Source organism: Anabaena sp. WA102, assembly GCF_001277295.1.
In the GTDB taxonomy this organism is placed as follows: Bacteria; Cyanobacteriota; Cyanobacteriia; order Cyanobacteriales; family Nostocaceae; genus Dolichospermum; species Dolichospermum heterosporum.
This window is the reverse complement of sequence record NZ_CP011456.1, coordinates 1,801,661-1,822,207: the sequence shown is the minus strand read 5'-3', so window position 1 is coordinate 1,822,207 and position 20,547 is coordinate 1,801,661. Positions and strand designations below refer to the sequence as shown.

Here is a 20,547-nt window from a genome sequence, read left to right as displayed (position 1 = left end):
CAAAGCTTCTTCACTCTTGCCTCTTGCCTCTTGCCTTCCCAAAACAACAATTTTCAATGCTAACCTACTAATATTTTGAGTGGGTTATCTGTTGTTAACCCACTATTTTAACTCATTTCAATAACTTCTTACTCAAAATTCCCTTTAAGAATCTTCTGGAAACACCCATTTTGGGGGTTCTGTCATTTTTTTCCGCAATCTTTCTTCAGCTATTTCTAGCATTTTGTCTAAAGAAGTTTCTTCGATGAATTTTGAAGCTGATTCTCGATACTCAATATTGGGACATTGATCACCTAAAACACACCCGTTGACACAGGCTTCAGCACAGTTAATTTTTTGTTCCACCATCAATTCCTCTCTAATGTGGGTGTTTTTATTTTGTAAATAAATTTTACAACAACACTTGGTAAGTGTAATTCGGGTGCGTCTTTCCAGTAACTCTTTCATCACGCTTTTAAAGTTGGGGGATAAGTGCTGCACCACTATCAGCATAGCACGCATATAATCAATACTTTTAAGGTTCAGAGTTACATATCTTGATAACGTATCCCATGTTGGGGGATATTAGTAGCTAACCTATATAATTAGGTTGGTTTGTAATTTTAAATTGTGATGACTCTACCTAACTGGATTACTTTTTCTCGACTGCTGGGAATACCTTTTTTACTTTATGGTTTATATAATCCCACAAATGAAGCCAAATGGATATGTTTAACTATATTTTTAATTGCGGCTTTAACTGATTGGTTAGATGGATATTTAGCCAGAAAACTCAACCAAATTAGCGAATTAGGTAAATTTCTTGATCCTTTAGTAGATAAATTATTGGTACTTGCACCATTATTAGTATTAGTAGAATTAGGAAAAATCCCAGCTTGGGCAGTGTTCATAATTTTAGCACGGGAATTAGCGATCGCCGGTTGGCGAGTTAATCAAACCACCATCACCGGGGCAAATATTTGGGGTAAACTGAAAACAGTGAGTCAAATCATTGCCATATCTTTACTAATTGCCCCCTTATCACCAACTTGGCAAACTCCGGTTTTAATTACCTTTTGGATATCTGTAATATTGACAATTGTTTCAGGAGTTATTTATCTAATTCCTCAAAAAATTAGCGAGTAAAATCAAAGTAGAGCAAATTAAATGTCGAAGATAGAAGGCTTTAGAGTTAGAAATTACAGAGTTATTCGTGATATCACTTTGGGGAAATTATGGAACACACAAACTGCCAAGCCATTAACACCAATGACAGCCGTTATTGGTAAGAATGGTGTGGGAAAAAGTACCATTTTCGACACTTTTGGTTTTCTTGCCGATTGCTTAAAAAATGGAGTAGAAGAAGCTTGTTATGCTCATGGTCGTGGTGGCTTTGAGAAAATTCTCTCTCAAGGACAACAGGGAAGTATTGAGTTTGAAATCTATTATAAAGAAGATGGTAATGCCCGACCAATTACTTATGAATTAGCAATAGATATTGACTCATCTCGAAGACCTTATGTAAAAAAAGAGAGACTCAGACAACGCAGAAAAGGACAAGGTAAGGGACAACCTTTTTCTTTTTTAATTCTCAATGAAGGCAGAGGAATCGCATGGAAAGGTGAACAAGAAGGCAAACAAGATGATTTTGATGTGTCAGATTTAATGGATAAAATCCAAAGGGGTGAAGCAGAAAAAGAAAGCAAAGAAACCGAAGTAGTTGAACTTGACGATAAGCGAAAACTGGGAATTGCTACTTTAGGTTCACTTAAACAACATCCCCGAATTTCTATGTTTAGAAGATTTATTGAAGGATGGTATTTAAGCTATTTTACACCAGATGCTGCCCGCAGTTTACCTCTAGCTGGACCACAAAAGCATTTAAATACTCATGGAGATAATTTAGGTAATGTAGTTCAGTTTATGGAAAGAGAACATCCAAAAAAGTTTCAATCCATACTGGAAAAAATAGCCAACAAAATTCCCGGTGTCAACAAGATTAGCACTTCCCCAAGTCCAGATGGAAGACTGCTTTTATGTTTCAATGACAAAGGGTTTCAAGACCCATTTTACTCTCAACAAATGTCAGATGGTACACTCAAAGTATTTGCGTATCTTCTGATGTTGGAAGATCCATCACCACCACCATTTTTGTGTATCGAAGAACCAGAAAATGGACTTTATCATAAACTTTTAGAAACTCTAGCTAGAGAATTTCGAGAACACACTACAGGTCAAAAAGGTGGATCACAAATATTTGTGACAACACATCAACCATATTTTGTAGATGCCCTTGAACCTGAAGAAGTTTGGATATTAGAAAAGGGCGAAGATGGATTTGCTAAAATTAAGCGGGCTAGTGAAGATCCTCTGATTAATAATCTTGTTTCTGAAGGGTTGCCCCTGGGTGGACTTTGGTACAGTGACTACTTGGACGCAAGGTGAATATATGTACTTTGAGATATTAGTTGAGGATGTTTCCGGCAAAACTACTCCTTTTATGGACATTGATAATAATCAATCATTAAGCTTCTGTTATTTTCGAGATCAGCTTCGACGTTTAAGTGGGCAGTAAAGCAAGAAATGGCATTGACACTCCCCGGTCCAAAGACGCGGGGATTCTATAGAGAGTTTCAGTCTATATCTCTCAGTTATCCCAGCTTCAGGCAGGGTTCCTTAAATAAATATTTGGGTTCTTGCCCTGATCCTGTTTGCCATTACTGGCAGAATCATCTCTGACAAGCGTAACTTTCCGAGAGTCCCCCGGTAGGTTTTTAATGTCTTTGCTGACAATCTGATTGTATCACGAATATGGATTAAAATACAATACAAAAAACCCTGGCGAAACTGACCAGGGTTGATTAGGAGAAAATTTGAATGACGATTAGATACAAATACCGAAGCGGGAAATTTTAGCTAACCCCCAAGGTAATTAGAACTATAGAAGTTAAAAGTAATATTGCTACTGCGCCTTGAAAAGCATACTTATTTTGTTGTGCCTTACTAGGAAATTCTGCGTGGTAAAGTTTCGGTTCTTTGGCGTAGTTGTTAAGAATGCCTTTTTCATCCGTTGTGGTATACATAATTTTTTTCTCTGGTTTGTTACTTTATGTAAACTAATATAACAAGATTGTTACAAAGTGTCAATAGAACTTGACAAAAAAATAATAGATGCTACTGACAAGACCCACTTACAGCAAATTGTCATCAAACCCGGAAGAAGAACCCCACCCCCAACCCCCTCCCCGCAAGCGATGAGGGGGCTAAGATGTACCTTATATGATTGGAAATCGCTGTATCTGGAATCAGAGAAGATATCCTTATTTAGCGGGTCAAGCTTTTCATATAGGTCAAAATTTTTATCAATTAACCTAAGCAAATTTTTATTAAAGTTAATCCGATTCGCTCCCTGATTGCTGATAATTTAGTGAAAGGAATCCCTTGGTGGTCTGATTTTTGGGAAAAATTGGTAATAGAGGATTTACAAGGATATTTATTTAACCAGTTGTTTTTCAATCGAGAAGGATTCATCATAATGGCAGAGAATAGTGAAGAAGATAAGCAGCATCTTATTTTTATTAAGGTATTTCAGCAAGCAATGAAAGGAACCTTTGCTAAAATGTATGCCAAAGTAGAGGCAGGAAAAGACCCTCCAATTAAGAAGAAGGTTGAACGATTAAGGGCAGAACTAAATTATTGTTATGATGACTTGTCATTTAAGGAATATTTGTCTGATTTTTTAGTAAGAGGGGGATTAAATAAGTATTTTAATCAGCATCAAGAAGAAATTTCACTACTCATTAAAAAAACACCTTGGCAAGAATTAATAATTTGGTCATTGTTAGCGATCGCTAGTTATAAACCCAAGGATAAACCCACCATTATTGATGATAGTTCATTACTAAACAATCAACAACTAGAAGAAATGTATCCTTTCTGTCCCGATAGTTTGGTATTTCAACGGACAACTCATTTTGCTTCATATATTTCCTATTGTTTTGAATATTGCGATCCTCAAAGTAAGGCAGCAAAATTTACACAAGAGTTTATAGATGAAGTGGAATGCGGACAGATTGACCCCAGTACATTATGGATTGGGGGAGCAATTGTTAAGGATTTACAGCAATTGGATAATTTTGATAATTCCCCTTTTAAGAAGGCGCATATTTATCGTAATCGAAATGAACTGATTGAAGCCTTGAAAACAGTCATTAAAAGAGACTTGGGGTTAGAAAAATCAAAATGATTGCGCCATTAATTCTCTATTTGGATGTTCCATTTGCGACTTTTAGGGAATCCCATGCAAGGGAAATGGGAAAAACCTATCCTGTGCCTCCTCCAGCAACAGTGTATGGGATGTTGTTATCTTTGGTAGGGGAAACGGATGTCTATCGCCACTGTGGGGTAGAATTGGCGATCGCTATGTTATCTAGTCCCAAAAAGTCACAAATTTTGCGTCAAATGAGAGGGTTTAAGAATACTGATTTTAGCCATCCAGAGAATGTTATTCCCTGTTATCAAGAAATTTCGTCTAATCTCAAGTGTTTAATTTGGGTTCGTTCTGATGAGGAGAAGATACAACCAAGTTTAAGGGAGAGGATACAGTTAGCGTTTGACCATCCTGACAGAGTAAAACGGTTTGGTTGTTTATTTTTCGGAGAAAGTGACCAGTTGATTAAAACGCTCAAAATTGTTTCGGAAGATTATCTAAAAGGGGTGAGACAATAGATAATTAGGGATAATAGAGGTAGGTTAACCTTACCCTATTGGGTTGATCATATGGGGTCAAGAAATACCCGATTTTTGAGGTATCGGATTGAGGAAATACCAAGTTTACCACCTCCTGATTTGGCGTGGACGATGATTCAATCTCCAAGTTGAAACCTCAGTTATTAGTGATTCGTGGCTTGATGCTGTTAGGCGTTGCTCAAATATCGAGATAAAATTACTGACTGCGATCGCATAAATTCTTGCTGTAGTATAACTTTTCCATGCCTAGTCCCTTGCTATGTCCTAAGTAGGTGAACAGAAAAATTTAAAGGTATATAACGGTATGTAAAGTTGTCTCAATGCGAGATTCTGATTGAGTTTCAGCCATTTTACAAAACGCAATACCCCTCATTTTTATGGCTCTTCGGTACTTGTTATGCTAAATTATTTTTTTAAATCCCAAGATCCCTGTTATATAAGGATTTTACATTAATTTATTGGTTATTTTGACAAATTTGGTATCAAAAACAATAAAATCCTTTATTTATATGGGTTGTGGGGTAAATAAACTCATATTTGGCATAACAGGTACGGAAGAACCACTTAAATTAGAGCAAATAGACAAGCTAAAAGTTTGGCTAGATGACTTTAGACCCTTTGACACAACAATGATCGCGGAACTCAAAAAGCTGTATGATGTCCGCTTTACTTATAACTCTAATGCCATTGAAGGGAATACTTTAACTCAAAGTGAAACCGAGTTAGTGTTAACTAAAGGAATTACAATTGGGGGCAAGACTCTCGATGAACATTTAGAGGTGATTGGACATAAAGAGGCGATTGACTATATTGAGAGTTTCGCCCAAAAAGATACAGAAATTAATGAATGGGAAATTAAACAAATTCACAATCTAATTCAGCTTTTTGGTTTGGTTTGTGATTCTGCTATCAGTTCGTTGGTGGAAACTTTAAGGTTATTGGTGACTGCTAGGAGTAGCAGGGAAAAGGGGCAGGTTTTTTATCAGGAAATTACTGATTTTATTGATAATATAGGAATCCGGTTTGATTCCTGATAGCGAAGCGTGGCGTTAGCCATATTTACTTGTGTGGTCAGGGAACAGGGAACAGGGAACAGGGAACAGGGAACAGGATAAAATAAAAGTATTAGCCATTACCAATTATAAAGAAAATGATTGCCGCTAAAGACAACAACCCCCACCTAACCCCCGAAGAATACTTTGCATGGGAAGAACAGCAACTAGAAAAACATGAATATATCAACGGTCAAGTTTACGCCATGAGCGGCGGTAGCATCAATCATGGTCGTATCGCCATCCGCTTTACTGCCATGTTTGACAGCCACCTAGAAAATACAGGCTGTATCACTGGAAATTCTGATATCAAAGTTAAGATTGTTGGCACTAATAACTACACCTACCCAGATGTTAGCGTCACCTGCGACGAACGGGACAAAACCAGCACCCAATATATTACCTACCCCTGCTTAATTGTTGAAGTTCTTTCCAAAAGTACCGAAGCCTATGACAGAGGTGGTAAATTTAGAATGTATCAAAATAACTCAGCTTTAATAGATTATCTGCTAGTCAGTTCCACCAGTATGGAAATTGACCTTTATCACAAAAATGATGCAGGAGACTGGTTAATTATCAACTACAAACCAGGTGACACCATCCAACTTAAAAGCATTAATCTTAACTTTCCCCTTGAACAAATCTATCGCGGTTTAAATCTTGAACCAGAGAATGGGGAATAATAAAAGCATTACCTAACTAATTACCTATTATCTATTAAGGAATGTGGATTAAATAACTTACAATTCTAAATGTTGTTGTGGTTTAGCATTAGCAACAGTGTTAACACTGTCGAAAATAACACCTTTACAAGCCCGACTTAGATGTGGAAACAGCCGATGCTCAATCGGATTGTACTTAGAAGTAATATCAAGTCTGGAAAATTGAACGATTTTTGATGCTAAGTAATTGGACAAAAATATTTACAGTCATTGAGAGCGAAGGGAAGCAATGACAACCCTTGCGATTGCTTCATTTCACTTCGTTCCATATGGCTAACGCCACGCAACGCTTACGCAATGACATTGTGGAATTAATTCTGTCTCACTACTTATTATCACACTTTCCTTGCACCTCATTTATCTTTCATACAGATAAAACTCTTCATGCGTCTGGGTTGTAGGTTTATTCAGCAAGCCCTACCTATTAGCTTCAAAAACTAAACCCATAACTCTGCCGGATTGTGTTGGAAGCATAAGCTTGCCGTCGCGGTAAAATTATGGGTAAGGTCACAAACTCCTATACAAGAGTAGATTTTTTAAAATGGGCAGTACCAGACTCGAACTGATGACATCCTGCTTGTAAGGCAGGCGCTCTACCAACTGAGCTAACCGCCCGTTTCTTTCACTCAATTAATATAGCATAGCTTTTCTAAATTTTGCAAGTCTTTTGAGAAAAATTTTTTTGCTCGATGGAAAAGGCTGATGGGAATGGAATTGAGCTATACTGACTCAGGATTTCACTGTTAATTTTATATTTTTAATTTTCCTAAGATGCCCTCTGGTCAAACGCACGATCGCATTACTATTTGGTCTATGCCTGTGGTGGCGGGTGTAACGCTGGGTTCCACTCACAGCAGTAATATGACTTTGTTGGTGGCGGGTGGGTTTATGTTTGGGGGGCTGATGTTTGGTCCTGATTTAGATATTTACTCCCGTCAATTTCAGCGGTGGGGTTTTCTGCGGTGGATTTGGCTACCTTATCAAAAAAGTCTGCGACATCGCTCTTTTTTATCTCACGGTCCGATTATTGGCACAACTTTACGGGTGGTGTATCTGACGACTTTTTTGGCGTTGGTGGCGATTGTGGTTGTGATGATTTTCACCAAGTTGGGAAATGTGGCTTGGAATTGGGGAGAACTGTGGGGAACTGTGGGGAAGACCATCTATATGTATTATGGAGAATTTTTTGCCCTCTTTGTCGGCTGTGAACTCGGTGCAATGAGCCATTCTTGCAGTGATTGGACTGTTTCTGGTTATAAGCGCTTTCAAAAACAGGGTATTCAAGGTTTACTCCCTCGTGGCAAAATTAAGAAACGTAAAGTTAGCCCCGGTCGTCGCAGTGTCAAAAAGCGGTAAAAAGATGGAAATTAATCAGACTTTAGAGGCGTTACAAGAGTTAATAAATGTGGTGGCGAAATTGCGATCGCCTGATGGTTGTCCTTGGGATTTAGCACAAACCCCATCAAGTCTAACTCCCTATGTGATTGAAGAAGCCTATGAGGTGGTAGACGCAATTCAAACCGGGGATAAAAAGGCTATTTCTGAAGAATTAGGTGATTTATTATTACAGGTAGTATTACAGGCGCAAATTGCCAGTGAAGCGGGTGATTTTTCTCTCCAACAAGTAGCTGAGGGCATTTCTCAAAAGTTAATCCGTCGTCATCCTCATGTATTTGGTGATGTGACTGTAGCAAGTATGGAAGAGGTACACAAAAATTGGGAAACCATCAAAGCTGCGGAAAAAGGCGAAACTATAGAAACCCAAAAACTCAGTGATCAATTGAATCGTTATCGCCGTAGTCTTCCGCCATTAAATGCAGCTATGAAGATATCTGAAAAGGCGGCTAAGGTTGGTTTTGAGTGGAACAATGTAGATGAAGTTTGGGGTAAATTTCATGAAGAGTTAGGGGAATTTCAACAGGCTTTAGCTGAAGAAACCAAAGAAAGACAAGAATCCGAATTAGGTGATTTACTATTTGCCATTATTCAAGTTGCCAGATGGCACAAACTTGATCCTAGTGCGGGTTTACAAGGGACAAGTCAGCGATTTATTCAACGATTGCAAAAAATGGAAGATGTAATTGAACGTCCGTTGACAGATTATAGTTTAGAAGAATTAGATGCCCTGTGGCAACAGGCTAAAGCTCAACTTGGTCATTAGACATCAGGTGAATTTAAATATTCTTTATGACTTTTCAAGAGGTCTATGAATGGTTAAATAAAAATGGAGTTTTGAAAAAGTTTGTCTACTTAGATGAAGAAATTTTAATCGCTTTAGATGGGACAGAATATTTCTCATCTAAGAAAATTAGTTGCCCTCATTGTAATTTTCGTAATCATCGAAATGGAACTACAACTTATTTTCATGGCTGTGTCACACCCATTGTAGTTTCTCCTAATCAAAAACAAGTAAAGTAATTAATTTAGAACCAGAATTTATTAAAAAACAAGATGGACATCAAAAACAAGATTGTGAAAATGCGGCTGTTAAAAGATGGTTAAATAAGAATCATCAAAATAAGTATGGTTATGCTGCAACCCTTTTAGGAGATGACTAAAATGCTAAAATAAAGCCAGATATAACAAAAGTAAAATTGTAATTTTTTATGAAAACACATTCAAATGGATAAAATTTTTATTCTTGTTGACATGAATCATCAATAGGTAAATAGGTTCGTGTGATAAAATCCAAATATATTGGGTTTTGTAAAATTGCTAAAACTCAACAACAATAACGGATTGAATCAACCTTACATACCGTTACATGATTTGAATTTTTCCAGCTAACCTACTGCTAACCAAAGTTGACGAGAATTGAGAATAAATCCATTATCTATGATTTTTGAAAAAGCCCAGTCATCAAGCATTCTTTATGAGTAACACAGAAGTAGTCGTAATTGGTAGCGGTATTGGCGGATTGAGTTGTGCTGCACTCTTGGCACGCTATGGAATTGATGTCACAGTAGTAGAAAGCCACTCCATTGCCGGTGGTGCGGCTCATGCTTTTGAACGCAATGGCTACAAGTTTGAGTCTGGACCCTCTTTATATTCTGGTTTATCCTATAGCCCTTCACCTAATCCCTTACGTCAAGTTTTAGATGCCATTGGCGAAGATTTACCCTGCGTCAATTACAATACCTGGGGTTGTTATTTACCAGAAGGCTACTTTGATGCTCAAGTTGGTGCTGACCAATTCTGTGAAATATTGCAACAACTGCGGGGAGATAAAGCTGTAGCACAATGGCGCAAACTCCAGGAAATTATGACACCTTTAGGTAAGAGTGCCACTGCTCTCCCACCCTCTGCCTTGCGCTATGATTTAGGTGCGGTGTTAACTATGGGTAAATTTGCCCCAGCTTTACTGCAACAGGCCGCTAACGTCATCAAATTAACAGGGTCTTTTTCTAATATTATTGATGGTGTAATCACAGACCCTTTTATTCGCAACTGGTTAGATTTACTTTGCTTTTTGTTATCTGGATTACCCGCAGATGGGACAATAGCCGCAGAAGTGGCTTTCATGTTTGCAGATTGGTATCGTCCTCATGTGCAGTTAGATTATCCGATTGGGGGAAGTGGTGCATTAGTTGATGCACTGGTACGGGGGTTGAATAAACATGGTGGTAAGTTAGTTTTGAATGCTCATGTGGAGCAAGTTTTAGTAGAAAATAACCGTGCTGTCGGGGTACGTCTGCGGAGTGGTCAAGAAATCCGAGCCAGTAAAGCTGTTGTTTCTAATGCTTCTGTTTGGGATACCCTCAAACTCATTCCTGAAGGTGCTTTACCTAAACGGTATGTAGAAAAGCAACAAGCAACTCCTGAATGTGATAGTTTTATGCACCTGCATTTAGGTATTGATGCAGCAGGATTACCTGAGAATCTAGGTATTCACTACATTGTCGTTAACGATTGGGACAAAGGCGTAACTGCACCGCAAAATGTGGTAGTTGTATCTATTCCTTCAGTTCTTGATTCGTCTTTAGCACCAGTGGGTAAGCACGTAATTCACGTTTATACTCCTGGTAATGAACCTTATGCTATTTGGCAAGGAAAGGAACGCAATAGCGAAGAATATGCGTTGTTAAAACAAGAACGTGCGGAGGTGATGTGGCAAGCTTTGGAAAGAATTATTCCTGATATTCGTTCCCGTTGCGAAGTTAGTTTGGTAGGTACTCCCCTTACTCATGGGCGATTTTTGCGTCGTCATCATGGTAGTTATGGACCTGCTATAGCGGCAGGGAAGGGTTTATTTCCTGGTGGGAATACACCTTTGTCGGGGTTGTTATGTTGTGGAGATTCGACTTTTCCGGGGATTGGGTTGCCGGCTGTGGCTGCTAGTGGGATGATTGTTGCTAATGCGATCGCTCCGGTACAGAAACATTTACAATATATTTCAGAGACTTTTGGTTAAAATATCTTTACGCATGATTTGTATATCAGAAAATATAAACCTCCAATATCTGGGAGTTTAATTAAGTTAATACCAAAATACTTTCCGTGTCACTACTATCAAATTGGGTAATTGTGGACAAATTATCTCTCAAAATCTGCACAATCTTTGATGTGGGACTATTACCAATACGCAGATAAATAAATTTAGGTGGATGACCATAAAGTAAACTACGTTGATGAAAGTCAGAATCTTTGGAAATAATCACAAAACTATTCATTTTGGCGAATTCCCAAATAATAGCATCATCAGTATTTATAAGTCCTAAAGTCTTAACGTGCTGAGAATCAGGATACAGATCAATAATTTTATCAACAATCCGATCTGATAAATTCTCGTCTAATAGCAGTTTCATAAAGATGCAACAAATAACTTTTTCTCTCGGTCAGCAGCAAAAGAAAGACAAGCTTTAATATCTTCAGATGTCAGTTCTGAAAAATCTTCCAGAATTTCGGCTTCTGTCATCCCACCTGCTAAATATTCTAAAATGTCGTACACAGTGATCCGCATTCCTCGAATGCAAGGTTTTCCACTGCGTTTTCCAGGTTCAATGGTAATAATGTCTTGATAATTCATGATTTTTCCTGATGTTTAATCTTTGGTCTATATAATTTTAGGGTAAATCATGGCAAATTAGTCTTAAGGTAGCGATCGCTTATTGAGAGAGAAAGGAAAAGGTGAGCGATGATCGCTTTGCTAACACCCTTTGGGTGACACTCACAGCAATTTTTCACTCAAGCGTATCTGCAAAAATAGCAACCATACTATGAATTTTTTCCTTCTCGCTTACGTTCACTGACTATTTCTCTTTCTAGGAAATAATACATATCTTTTGACCAAACGGACATTTCAGGTACTGGATGATTAAACCATGTTTCCAAAGGTGTTAAATAAATTCCAAGGTATGGGATTCTAGACCCTGACCATATATTAGGAAAGAGACGAGGTGCTAAAGCTTGGCGAAATTCCTTAGAAGCACCAAATTCATGAGTCAATTTTTCTAAAGCTGGATGCCATCTATGATTACCTTGATCGTCTATTTCAAGCATAGGATAGAAAATACATAGGAAGGATGCACGAATTTCCGGATTAACTTTAGCCCATTCTCTAAATATAGAATCAGAAATACCGAATAGTATGCCTTCTTTATAATTAAATCCTACATTACGAGAATTTACATCAAAAGCATCTTGTTGTGGCCTAATAATAGCTTCTAAGCGATAAATCTCTGATGGAGTTGCAATTTCAAAGAAATGTGATAAATTATTCCACAGTAAGATCGGTTTCTCTTTCACTAATAATTCAATGATATTTCTACAATATTTTTCTAGCGCAGAGAAAATTTGATACTCTTCAACTTTGCATAACCTTACTACTTGATTACTAAGTCCAATGGCGAATTCGTCATCTATACCATAATGTTTTTGCATCAATAAAACAAGCTCTTCAAATAAATATCCATCTGTAGTAGCTGACCTTATTTTTTCAAAAAGTTCCTTTGAAGTAATAATTTCTTTAATCCGTTTGGCGAGTTGCCTGTCAAGAATATCTTTATTATGTTGGTACATAGAAATAATTTCAAGAGATACCCACACACCTTCCGAACCGTGATTAGAAGATAATTCATCAATTAAACTAAAAATATCTTCAGAATTAAGTTGGCTTAGTGCTTGTCCATAAGAAAAATAGACACATTCTGTTACGGGAATACTCCCATCTCTTATTCTTTGAATAATTTCATTTAGTCTACCAACAGAGATATCAACAGACCTATAAATATTACTTATTTCATGCTTTAGGGCATCACAATTACGAGCAATATGAATGCACTTATTTGCAAATTCAGTATCTCTTTTATCAATCCCAGAAAGTAATGCTCTTAAAAAATTTATTCCTTTCCCATCAGAAGATATTTCAAATTCATTGATTGCTAACTGAAAAGATTGTACTGGATCTTCCAATTTCATGGCCAACTCATGAGCAAATGGAAACACATTGTTCAGTTCTTCCCTAATCATTATTCGGATGGCACGATCTGTAAGTTCTTTGTCTACTGCAATTTCAGCAGCAACTTCTTTTGCTTTTCTGTCAGCATATTCAAAATCATTAGTAGACCTATTTTCCTGATCGTATTTTATATCAGGATTGCGAAGATGTGAGTGCCAAAATTTTGTATAGAGAAGTGCTTTCTGAATTGGATCAGTTGGTATTAGCTTATCATAAAGCTTCCTAACTTTTTGTAAAAATTCTTCTGGTGCTTTCGTGCTGTCAAAATATAACCAATCGCTAATTCCCTTAATAGCATCAAGCCAAATTTGTTTTTCTTTAGTAATTTTGGCTAAAATTTGTTCAATATCATCTAAGAGATTTTCACAAATAAGTGACCGAATGGCTTTGGCAATAATGTTTTCACACTGAATCGAGAATTTTGTATACTGTGAGCGTATATAATCTAGCTTTTGAAGACCATTTCTGTGAAAATAAAAAATTTCACCCCATACTTTTGGTTTCCATTCTTCAGGAACAGGTTTGCTTCCCATTTGATAAGAGATCCCTGACCCAGAAAAATAATTTCGTTTAAGGGTATTTTCCAGTGCGTCAATACAAACTGATATGATTCTTTCGTCACCTGATGATAGTCCTTGATCTATAATTGCAAACCTTTCATCAGGTTCAGCTTCAGTTTCACTGAGATGTAATTGAAAAAGTTGTTTAAACCGTTTACCTGCATCATTTGAATAAGTATTATCTTCAATCACAGCTAACCGCATGAGTAGTGGTGCTGCTATGTAAAAATATCTTTTTCGCAAAACAAGTTTTGCTAAAATTTGGAAAAAATCATGCTTTCTCGTTATGGCTTCCTTCAAATCATCTATAGATAAATCTTTATATAGATAATGAATAACATTAGCTACACCATCAGGATCGATGTGTACTATGGCATTTAGGCATTGTGAACCAAGCTCAGTTTTCAAATGTTCTCGTGAACCACACCACCCATCTCTTGCTAAAAGCCTTTGAGCAACTGTAGCGGCTGTTTTTGAATCATCGAAATAACGCCATTGACTTAAAAAAGATGCACGTAATGTTGGAGATGCAATTTCTATAAATTTAAGGATTGTGTTTACACGCAGTAAATCTAACCTTCTTGTTCCAAGGAAAACTGCTATGGGAAGAGGTTTAGCTATAAAATAACAACCAAAATGATCTACAAGATTTTGTTTTGCTGCATAAGCTAAATGTTCATACATCTCATCACCAGTTTGTCTGGCTAAATTTTCACCAACAAAGTCAATCTCATCACTGATATTTTCATCCGCACCTAATTGCTTGAATAGCGCAAGACACTCAATTGCTCTAACTTGTTCGGCTCGATTTATGCCACAACTTGTAAGAATGCGCTCTACAACATCTTCTACAGATTTTAGAATTGGCGATCCCTCTGAATAGTTATCTGTAGCTAATACTGCAATTCGTGGATATCCACCACTTAAATCTTTAATAAAGTTAATATCTGAGTCATCAGCTTTTGGATATCGCTGCTGAATAATGCCTTTAATAAGAGTTTCATCAGCAGGAGTAACGGAAATATTGAGGCAACTATCTTTTTCTATAGGTTGATTATCATTACCAATTGTTATGATTTTAAGGTTACTACCTTCAGTTGTTATAATTTCACCAAGCTTAATAGCAATATCACGCGGACATTCATCCACAATCATGAGAGCAGAATTTTCACCATCTAAAAGACTCCGGGCTATTTCAAGAATCTGATTGCCAATGCCACTAAAATCACAATAAATTGCAGATATTGCTAATGAGTTTTTCGCTGTAGTAGTTTCATCTCTAAACACCTCATACACAAACCGAGTTTTTCCTACACCCGATGATCCAATAATTCTGATTGATTTTCTAGAATCAGCTAAGTAATCTATAATTCGTTCTTTTACTTTCTCGAAAGTAAGTGAGTTATCGCTATTCTTCGTTCCAATTATAAAACGGTTGGCTTTGTCTTCAATCTTTGGAATTGAGGCTATATCAACTTTTTTTCCTAATCTTTTAATTGTTTGAAAATTTTTTAAAGTAAGTCCAGATTGTTTTTCGTTAAGCCAAACTGCGATTGCTGGATATTGTGATACCCAGTCTTTAATCTTATTTGCATCATAAACATCAATAGTCTTTAACTGAGCAGGATCAGCCCCAGCCTCTTGAATACCCTCCTTAATAGCTGTAATTAGATCATCTTTTTTAGTTCCAATAAAAATTTCAGAGGTAAATCCGATGTAAGAGCCATTTTCATTAATGGTTGTTTTTAAAGCATTATTAAGTTCTCGTTTGGCATCCTTTTTTTGACTGGGCTTTGTCCAAACCTCTTTTTTCCAGCCTGTTTTTCCCAATTTAGTAGCTTTTGATTGAAATATGCAAAATCTAGATGTTAGATAATTTGTTTTTTCACACCCTCCTGTCCATGAAATTCGTGCATCTTCTCCTCCATCAGGAACAGTAATCTGAAGGGGTACTGAAACTCCTCGTAAACAAATACCAGAACTTTGTGCTTCGGCGTGTAGCAATTTTTTCAGCAGTTCTACAAGCTCTTTGCTATCCAAGCTTTCAATCTGAGATGGAGAGATATTGAAAATCATACTATTTTAGGCTGTGTGTAAGTTTGTGAAAAGTATAAATTTACGTATTGTAGATTTTGCATTAGTTAATTATACCCAATCAAAAGTCCTACTAACAGCTTTCTTCCACAACCGATAACAACCTTCCCTCTCCACAGCATCCATCTTCGCTTCCCAAGTCTGATCTAAAAGCCAATTCTCAGACAACTCCTCCAGACTACTCCAGAAACCAGTCGCCAACCCAGCAGCATAAGCTGCCCCTAAAGCTGTAGTTTCTGCTACCTGGGGACGAATCACAGGCACACCCAACACATCACTTTGAAACTGCATCAACAGGTTGTTGTACACCATCCCACCATCTACCTTCAAATCGGTTAAATTTACCTGCGCGTCTTCTCTCATCGCATCCAAAACTTCACGAGTCTGCCATGCTGTAGCTTCTAACACCGCACGGGCAATATGACCTTTATTTGTGTAGCTAGTCATACCTACAATTACACCCCTAGCATCATTGCGCCAATAGGGTGCAAATAACCCAGAAAAAGCAGGGACAAAATAAACACCACCGTTATCTGTAACCGACATTCCGCACCCCCCAGTTTCACAATCGGTAATTTCGGATTTTTGAATACCTTTGATGATAATTTTGATACAAAATTGTTGGAATCTTAGGTGGCGATAGCGAAGCGCTGCTGCAAGCAGTTCGCCAATCTCAAATCCCCAAACGACCATTTTTCCTTGTGTGACAGTTTAGGGTGCGGAAGGTGGGTTGGTAACATCAGTGATATGCAAACCGCCTTCTGTACCACCTGTTAAATGCCAAATCAAAAAGGTGTCTTTACCCCATAATATCGGAAACTGCTGTAAAGCGATCGCTAAATCAATTCATAACGATTCTATCCAGTTGTAGCAACGCTGAAAACAAGTACCAGTAGTATTGCCATTGCACTTACTTTTTTATGTTTTCCGACCCCCGGACAAATTCCTTGCAGCCGAGGGTAACAGAGAGAATCTAATTAAGCATGACGTTGACTGACTAAAACTTGATAAGAATATTCAAAATCATTATTAGTAATCCTGATATCAGCCGGATTTGTCTGTCCTTGCGATCGAAAACGGCGAATAGCTTCTACAGCAGCTTGATTGGATAGTAATACTAAATCTGCACCATTCCAGCCTTCCGTGACTTCAGACCAATAGGTTAAATTTACATCTAACAATGGTCGTCCCTGAGTATACACTTGCAAAATATCTAAACGACTAGCTAAATCAGGTAAATCTACCTTAAGTTGTAAATCCAACCTTCCTGCCCGTAATAAAGCAGAATCAAGAGCATCAGGACGGTTTGTAGCCCCAATGACCAGAATACTTGCACCAGCCTCTACACCATCCAACTCAGTAAGTAATTGCCCCACTACCCGGTTACTCACACCAGAATCACCGCTGTAAGTTCCCCGTGCTGGAGCTAAGGTATCAATTTCATCAATGAATATGACACAGGGTTCTGCTTGTCGCGCCTTAGCAAATAATTCCCGTACCGCTTGCTCACTAGCACCTACCCAACGGGTAAGCAACTCTGGTCCATTGACACCAATAAAATTAGCCCTGGCCTGGGAAGCCACAGCCTTTGCTAATAGAGTTTTGCCAGTTCCCGGTGGTCCCCATAGCAAAATCCCCTTGGGAGCTACGGCTTTGGTTTGGAGGTAAAGTTCTGGATAAAGCAACGCCCCTTCTACTGATTCTCGCAAGGTTTGTTTAATCGTTTCTAAACCACCAATATCGTCCCACGCCACTTGAGGAACTTCAACTTCAACGCTGCGAAGTACAGCCGGCTTGATTTCCTTTAGCCCTTGTAAAAAATCAGTTTGATTAACCGTCATGTTTTCTGGAGCTTCCACTTCTATGGAAGGAACTTGACGACGGAGGGCGGTATAAGCGGCTTTTTGACAAACGGCCTTCAAATCAGCCCCCACAAATCCCACCGCCCGCTCGGCGATAAAATCCAGGTCAACCGTATTATCCAAGGGCATGGGGCGGGTGAGAATTTGCAGAATTTCTTTGCGGCCGTTGATGTCAGGAATGCGAAACTGCACTTCTCGGTCAAATCTTCCCGGTCGTCGCAGGGCTGGGTCAAGGTGGTCAGGGCGGTTTGTAGCCGCGAGAACAATCACCCCTGGGCTATGGGAAAAACCATCCATCAAGCCTAATAATTGGGCAACCAGACGCTTTTCAACTTCCCCTTCTACGGCACTACGGTCTGGGGCGAGGCTATCAATTTCATCAATAAAAATAATACAGGGAGCATTTTTGGCGGCTTTTTCAAAGATACCGCGCAGTCTTTGTTCCGCTTCACCGTAATATTTACTGATGACTTCTGGACCAACAATGGCAATGTAGTTAACGCCCAGTTCTTCAGCTAAAGCCCGGGCGGTGAGGGTTTTGCCCGTTCCTGGCGGACCAACTAATAATACGCCATGGGTGGGTTCTAGTCCTAATTTAGCCAGTAGGTCAGGGCGTTTTAAAGGAATAGCAATCAGTTCCTTGAGTTCTTTAAGAATTTCGCTCAGTCCACCGATATCTTTAAGAGCAATACCTGAAGTAGGATCGGGGTGGACGACTGGATCTGATGGACCTGCACCAGAAGCTGGGGGGGATTGAGTGTTCATCCGACTTGTACCCACGTCATTACCCATGTTACCCATATTAACCCCCATATTACTGGTACGTGGGATATTTCCTGTTCTGGGAATACTGCTTAGGGGTCGGGAGTTAAACTGGACATTGGTCTTGATTTCTCCGTTTTCTGCTTTTTCTTCCAGAGTTTTTACTAGTTCTAGTAACTGCTCAAATCCCTTGAATAAATCACTCATCAGATTCCTCCAAAAATTGACTCTAAAAAAACCATTTTTTCTTGGCTACATTATCCACTTAAAATAAAAGATTGGCGGCACCTTGAATTCTGGCAATAGGTTCGACAGATCTGGGTAACTTAGGTAAGCGAACAATTGTTTGTTGTGAAAACAAGCTGCTCTCAATCTCTACATCTTGAGTGTAGCGATTTTGTACCACATAACGCTGTTGAATTCCTATGGTTTTTAGAGATTCTGTTAAGCGAATATGTTCAGCTATAATTGCCGCTTCTCCCTGAATTACACCCACAAATTGGGTATGCTTTGGGTTTTTTAATTTCTTCTGAGCTTTAACCACTTGTTGGCGCAGACTTCGCAACCGCCCAATGAAATCAACTCGACCCAAGACATTCTGATATTTCATCCATAACTTAAATATCCAAGATAACCAATCTCCTAATGCAGTTGGCATTTCCAAAAATTGCAGAAGATGACCTGTGGGTGCTGTATCTAGAATAATCAAATCTTGCTGGTTGCTGTCTAATAAATCCATGATGGTGATTAGAGATAGCATCTCATCAATACCTGGTAAAGCTTGAGACATAATCTGCCGCCAAGCCTCTGGAAGATAGGCAATATTTATTGTTGCGTCTGCTTCTGTTCCTTCACCACTAATCATATCCGCCAATTCCCAAAGATAATCGGCACGAAATTGATCTAATATTTTCTCAGCATTGATTTCCTGTCCACTTAAATTGGGAGCTAATAATTTTGGTTCATGTCCTAATTTTTCACCAAAAGCATCTCCCAAGGAATGAGCAGGATCTATGGAAATTACGCGAATGTTTTTATCAGGATAACGATTAGCAAAAGCCCAGGCCATGGCTGCTGACACTGTGGTTTTACCAACTCCTCCTTTGCCACCGACAACAATCAATTGACAGCCTTCAGCTACAAAATCAGTAAAGCTAGGTAGAATTTTAGTCGGCCATTGAATTGGTGGTGGAGAAGCGAGTTCCACTTGATCAATATTTTGAATTTGTCCTGCTAGATTATCTAATGCTAACCCACCTAAAGGTGGGAATTGCTGTTGTGGTACTATGAAAACGGGTTTATTTGGGGAAATTTTGAGGAATTTATTGATGAAGTTTTGCTGTTCTGCATAGCGGTCTAGCTCTGTATCTGAATTTGCCAAGATTCGATTGATTATTATTCCCGCATAGGGAACATCTAGGTTTTTTAAACTTTCTATGAATCGCTCGGTTTCGGCAAAACACATAGGTTCGGAAATGGCGACAACTATACAACCTGTAAATTGATTATCCTGTAGCAGTCGTCTCCCTTCTGCTAATTGAAATTTTAGATCAGCCAAAAAGTCATCAACTTCATCAAGAGTATAGTTTTTTCTGGTCAAAGTTTCTGTGATCACCTGATGCTTTTTTTGGAATAACTCTAATGAATTTAAAATCACATCTAAGAAATCTTTCAATCGCAATAGGTTTAAGGTATGACCAGAAGGAGCCATATCAACTACTATGCGATCTACTTTTTTTTCAGACAGTAGACGTTGGATTTCTAGTAACCCCATTAATTCATTTAAACCAGGCCAGTTCAAATCCCAAACTGGGGCTAAATCTTGTCCGTCTGCTAGACTTCCCCGCTCAACCAGTAGTTCTAAAAATTCGCTATATTTGGCCTTAAATTCTAAGAGCAGTTTTTCAGCATCTAAAGCCTGAACACTCAAATTAGGCAAATCTGTTAATGGTGAAGCATAATCTTTCACTTCTGTCAGTAATACATCTCCTAAAGAATGTGCCGGATCTGTAGAAAGTAACAAAATTGTTTCTTCTGGGAACTGTTTTGCCCAATAACGAGCAAAACTGCAAGAAGTGGTAGTTTTGCCAACTCCACCTTTGCCGCTAAACATGACCAAATTAAGTGAGTCGTACTGGTTCATAATAAAGTTAAAAAATTAACGAAAAGACTAAGTAGGTCGGCGGAAAAGTTTATAACTATGTAAGGAAAAGTTAAGAAGGAGTATGTTTGTTGAATTTAATACGTTTTGTACTGTATTGTGCTTTTTCTCCCCTGGCTTTAACCCCATTCATTACGGCATAAGCAATC

General features: G+C 38.3%; 19 protein-coding genes, 1 tRNA gene and 1 pseudogene. 11 read left to right on the top strand and 10 right to left on the bottom strand.

Features of this window, described 5'->3' with window-relative positions; translation table 11 throughout:
* Nucleotides 1-144: 144 nt before the first annotated feature.
* Nucleotides 145-345 (bottom strand): hypothetical protein, encoded by a 201-nt coding sequence (locus AA650_RS29285; protein ID WP_053541223.1) that lies wholly within the window; start codon nt 343-345, stop codon nt 145-147.
* 267 nt (nt 346-612) lie between these two features.
* Here AA650_RS29285 and pgsA point away from each other — a divergent pair, with 267 nt between their 5' ends.
* Genes pgsA through AA650_RS29075 form a run of 3 tightly spaced genes read left to right on the top strand, consistent with a single transcriptional unit; the run spans nt 613 to nt 2,554 of the window.
* Nucleotides 613-1,125, top strand: a complete 513-nt coding sequence (gene pgsA / locus AA650_RS07945) for a CDP-diacylglycerol--glycerol-3-phosphate 3-phosphatidyltransferase (protein ID WP_027402315.1) — start codon at nt 613-615, stop codon at nt 1,123-1,125.
* Nucleotides 1,126-1,146: 21 nt separating this feature from the next.
* Nucleotides 1,147-2,424, top strand: a complete 1,278-nt coding sequence (locus AA650_RS07940; RefSeq protein WP_168634830.1) for an AAA family ATPase — start codon at nt 1,147-1,149, stop codon at nt 2,422-2,424.
* A 4-nt stretch (nt 2,425-2,428) separates the two neighbouring features.
* A complete protein-coding gene (locus AA650_RS29075; protein ID WP_257720897.1) occupies nt 2,429-2,554 on the top strand; it encodes a hypothetical protein in 126 nt (41 codons plus the stop codon).
* A gap of 337 nt (nt 2,555-2,891) precedes the next feature.
* Here the strand turns inward: AA650_RS29075 and psb34 are convergent, their stop codons facing one another.
* Nucleotides 2,892-3,062, bottom strand: a complete 171-nt coding sequence (psb34, locus tag AA650_RS27705; RefSeq protein ID WP_053538602.1) for a photosystem II assembly protein Psb34 — start codon at nt 3,060-3,062, stop codon at nt 2,892-2,894.
* Nucleotides 3,063-3,358: 296 nt separating this feature from the next.
* Between psb34 and cas8a1 the strand changes: the two genes are divergently transcribed.
* The 4 genes from cas8a1 to AA650_RS07915 all read left to right on the top strand — a co-directional run bounded on the left by cas8a1 (nt 3,359) and on the right by AA650_RS07915 (nt 6,463).
* Nucleotides 3,359-4,225: a CRISPR-associated protein Cas8a1/Csx13 gene (gene cas8a1, locus AA650_RS07930; protein WP_442853961.1), complete on the top strand. Its 867-nt coding sequence runs from the start codon at nt 3,359-3,361 to the stop codon at nt 4,223-4,225.
* Nucleotides 4,222-4,707: a CRISPR-associated protein Cas5 gene (gene cas5, locus AA650_RS07925; protein WP_233455364.1), complete on the top strand. Its 486-nt coding sequence runs from the start codon at nt 4,222-4,224 to the stop codon at nt 4,705-4,707. The genes cas8a1 and cas5 overlap by 4 nt, the downstream gene beginning before the upstream one ends.
* A 488-nt stretch (nt 4,708-5,195) precedes the next feature.
* Nucleotides 5,196-5,762 carry a hypothetical protein gene (locus AA650_RS07920; protein WP_234413344.1) on the top strand — a complete coding sequence of 189 codons (567 nt, stop codon included), beginning with the start codon at nt 5,196-5,198 and terminating at the stop codon, nt 5,760-5,762.
* A 116-nt stretch (nt 5,763-5,878) separates the two neighbouring features.
* The gene (locus tag AA650_RS07915) at nt 5,879-6,463 is read left to right on the top strand and encodes a Uma2 family endonuclease (RefSeq protein WP_053538600.1); all 585 of its coding nucleotides are present in this window, start codon (nt 5,879-5,881) and stop codon (nt 6,461-6,463) included.
* A 57-nt stretch (nt 6,464-6,520) separates the two neighbouring features.
* Here AA650_RS07915 and AA650_RS26220 read toward each other — a convergent pair whose 3' ends face one another.
* Nucleotides 6,521-6,697, bottom strand: coding sequence for an ISAzo13-like element transposase-related protein (locus tag AA650_RS26220; protein ID WP_199308373.1), 177 nt, complete (start codon nt 6,695-6,697; stop codon nt 6,521-6,523).
* Nucleotides 6,698-7,044: 347 nt separating this feature from the next.
* Nucleotides 7,045-7,117, bottom strand: a tRNA-Val gene (locus AA650_RS07910).
* 156 nt (nt 7,118-7,273) lie between these two features.
* On the opposite strand from AA650_RS07910, the gene AA650_RS07905 reads away from it, so the two are divergent.
* From AA650_RS07905 to AA650_RS07890, 4 genes and pseudogenes are all read left to right on the top strand, one after another.
* The gene (locus tag AA650_RS07905) at nt 7,274-7,858 is read left to right on the top strand and encodes a metal-binding protein (RefSeq protein ID WP_053538599.1); all 585 of its coding nucleotides are present in this window, start codon (nt 7,274-7,276) and stop codon (nt 7,856-7,858) included.
* A 4-nt stretch (nt 7,859-7,862) separates the two neighbouring features.
* Nucleotides 7,863-8,663: a nucleoside triphosphate pyrophosphohydrolase gene (gene mazG / locus AA650_RS07900; RefSeq protein ID WP_053538598.1), complete on the top strand. Its 801-nt coding sequence runs from the start codon at nt 7,863-7,865 to the stop codon at nt 8,661-8,663.
* 29 nt (nt 8,664-8,692) lie between these two features.
* Nucleotides 8,693-9,057, top strand: a pseudogene (locus AA650_RS27700) (ISNCY family transposase); the annotation flags it as partial.
* 317 nt (nt 9,058-9,374) lie between these two features.
* Nucleotides 9,375-10,913 (top strand): phytoene desaturase family protein, encoded by a 1,539-nt coding sequence (locus tag AA650_RS07890; protein ID WP_053538596.1) that lies wholly within the window; start codon nt 9,375-9,377, stop codon nt 10,911-10,913.
* A gap of 61 nt (nt 10,914-10,974) precedes the next feature.
* Here the strand turns inward: AA650_RS07890 and AA650_RS07885 are convergent, their stop codons facing one another.
* From AA650_RS07885 to AA650_RS07860, 6 genes are all read right to left on the bottom strand, one after another.
* Nucleotides 10,975-11,307 carry a DUF5615 family PIN-like protein gene (locus tag AA650_RS07885; RefSeq protein ID WP_053538595.1) on the bottom strand — a complete coding sequence of 111 codons (333 nt, stop codon included), beginning with the start codon at nt 11,305-11,307 and terminating at the stop codon, nt 10,975-10,977.
* Nucleotides 11,304-11,528, bottom strand: coding sequence for a DUF433 domain-containing protein (locus AA650_RS07880; protein ID WP_053538594.1), 225 nt, complete (start codon nt 11,526-11,528; stop codon nt 11,304-11,306). Before AA650_RS07880 ends, AA650_RS07885 begins: the two co-directional genes overlap by 4 nt.
* A gap of 188 nt (nt 11,529-11,716) precedes the next feature.
* Entirely contained in the window at nt 11,717-15,595 is a 3,879-nt protein-coding gene (locus AA650_RS07875) for a hypothetical protein (RefSeq protein WP_053538593.1), read from the bottom strand.
* Nucleotides 15,596-15,664: 69 nt separating this feature from the next.
* Nucleotides 15,665-16,306, bottom strand: coding sequence for an FGGY-family carbohydrate kinase (locus AA650_RS07870; protein ID WP_053538592.1), 642 nt, complete (start codon nt 16,304-16,306; stop codon nt 15,665-15,667).
* Nucleotides 16,307-16,590: 284 nt separating this feature from the next.
* Nucleotides 16,591-18,444 (bottom strand): AAA family ATPase, encoded by a 1,854-nt coding sequence (locus AA650_RS07865; RefSeq protein ID WP_053538591.1) that lies wholly within the window; start codon nt 18,442-18,444, stop codon nt 16,591-16,593.
* Nucleotides 18,445-18,502: 58 nt separating this feature from the next.
* Complete coding sequence (locus AA650_RS07860; protein WP_199924401.1) at nt 18,503-20,380, bottom strand: ArsA family ATPase; 1,878 nt, start codon at nt 20,378-20,380, stop codon at nt 18,503-18,505.
* Between the last annotated feature and the right edge of the window lie 167 nt (nt 20,381-20,547).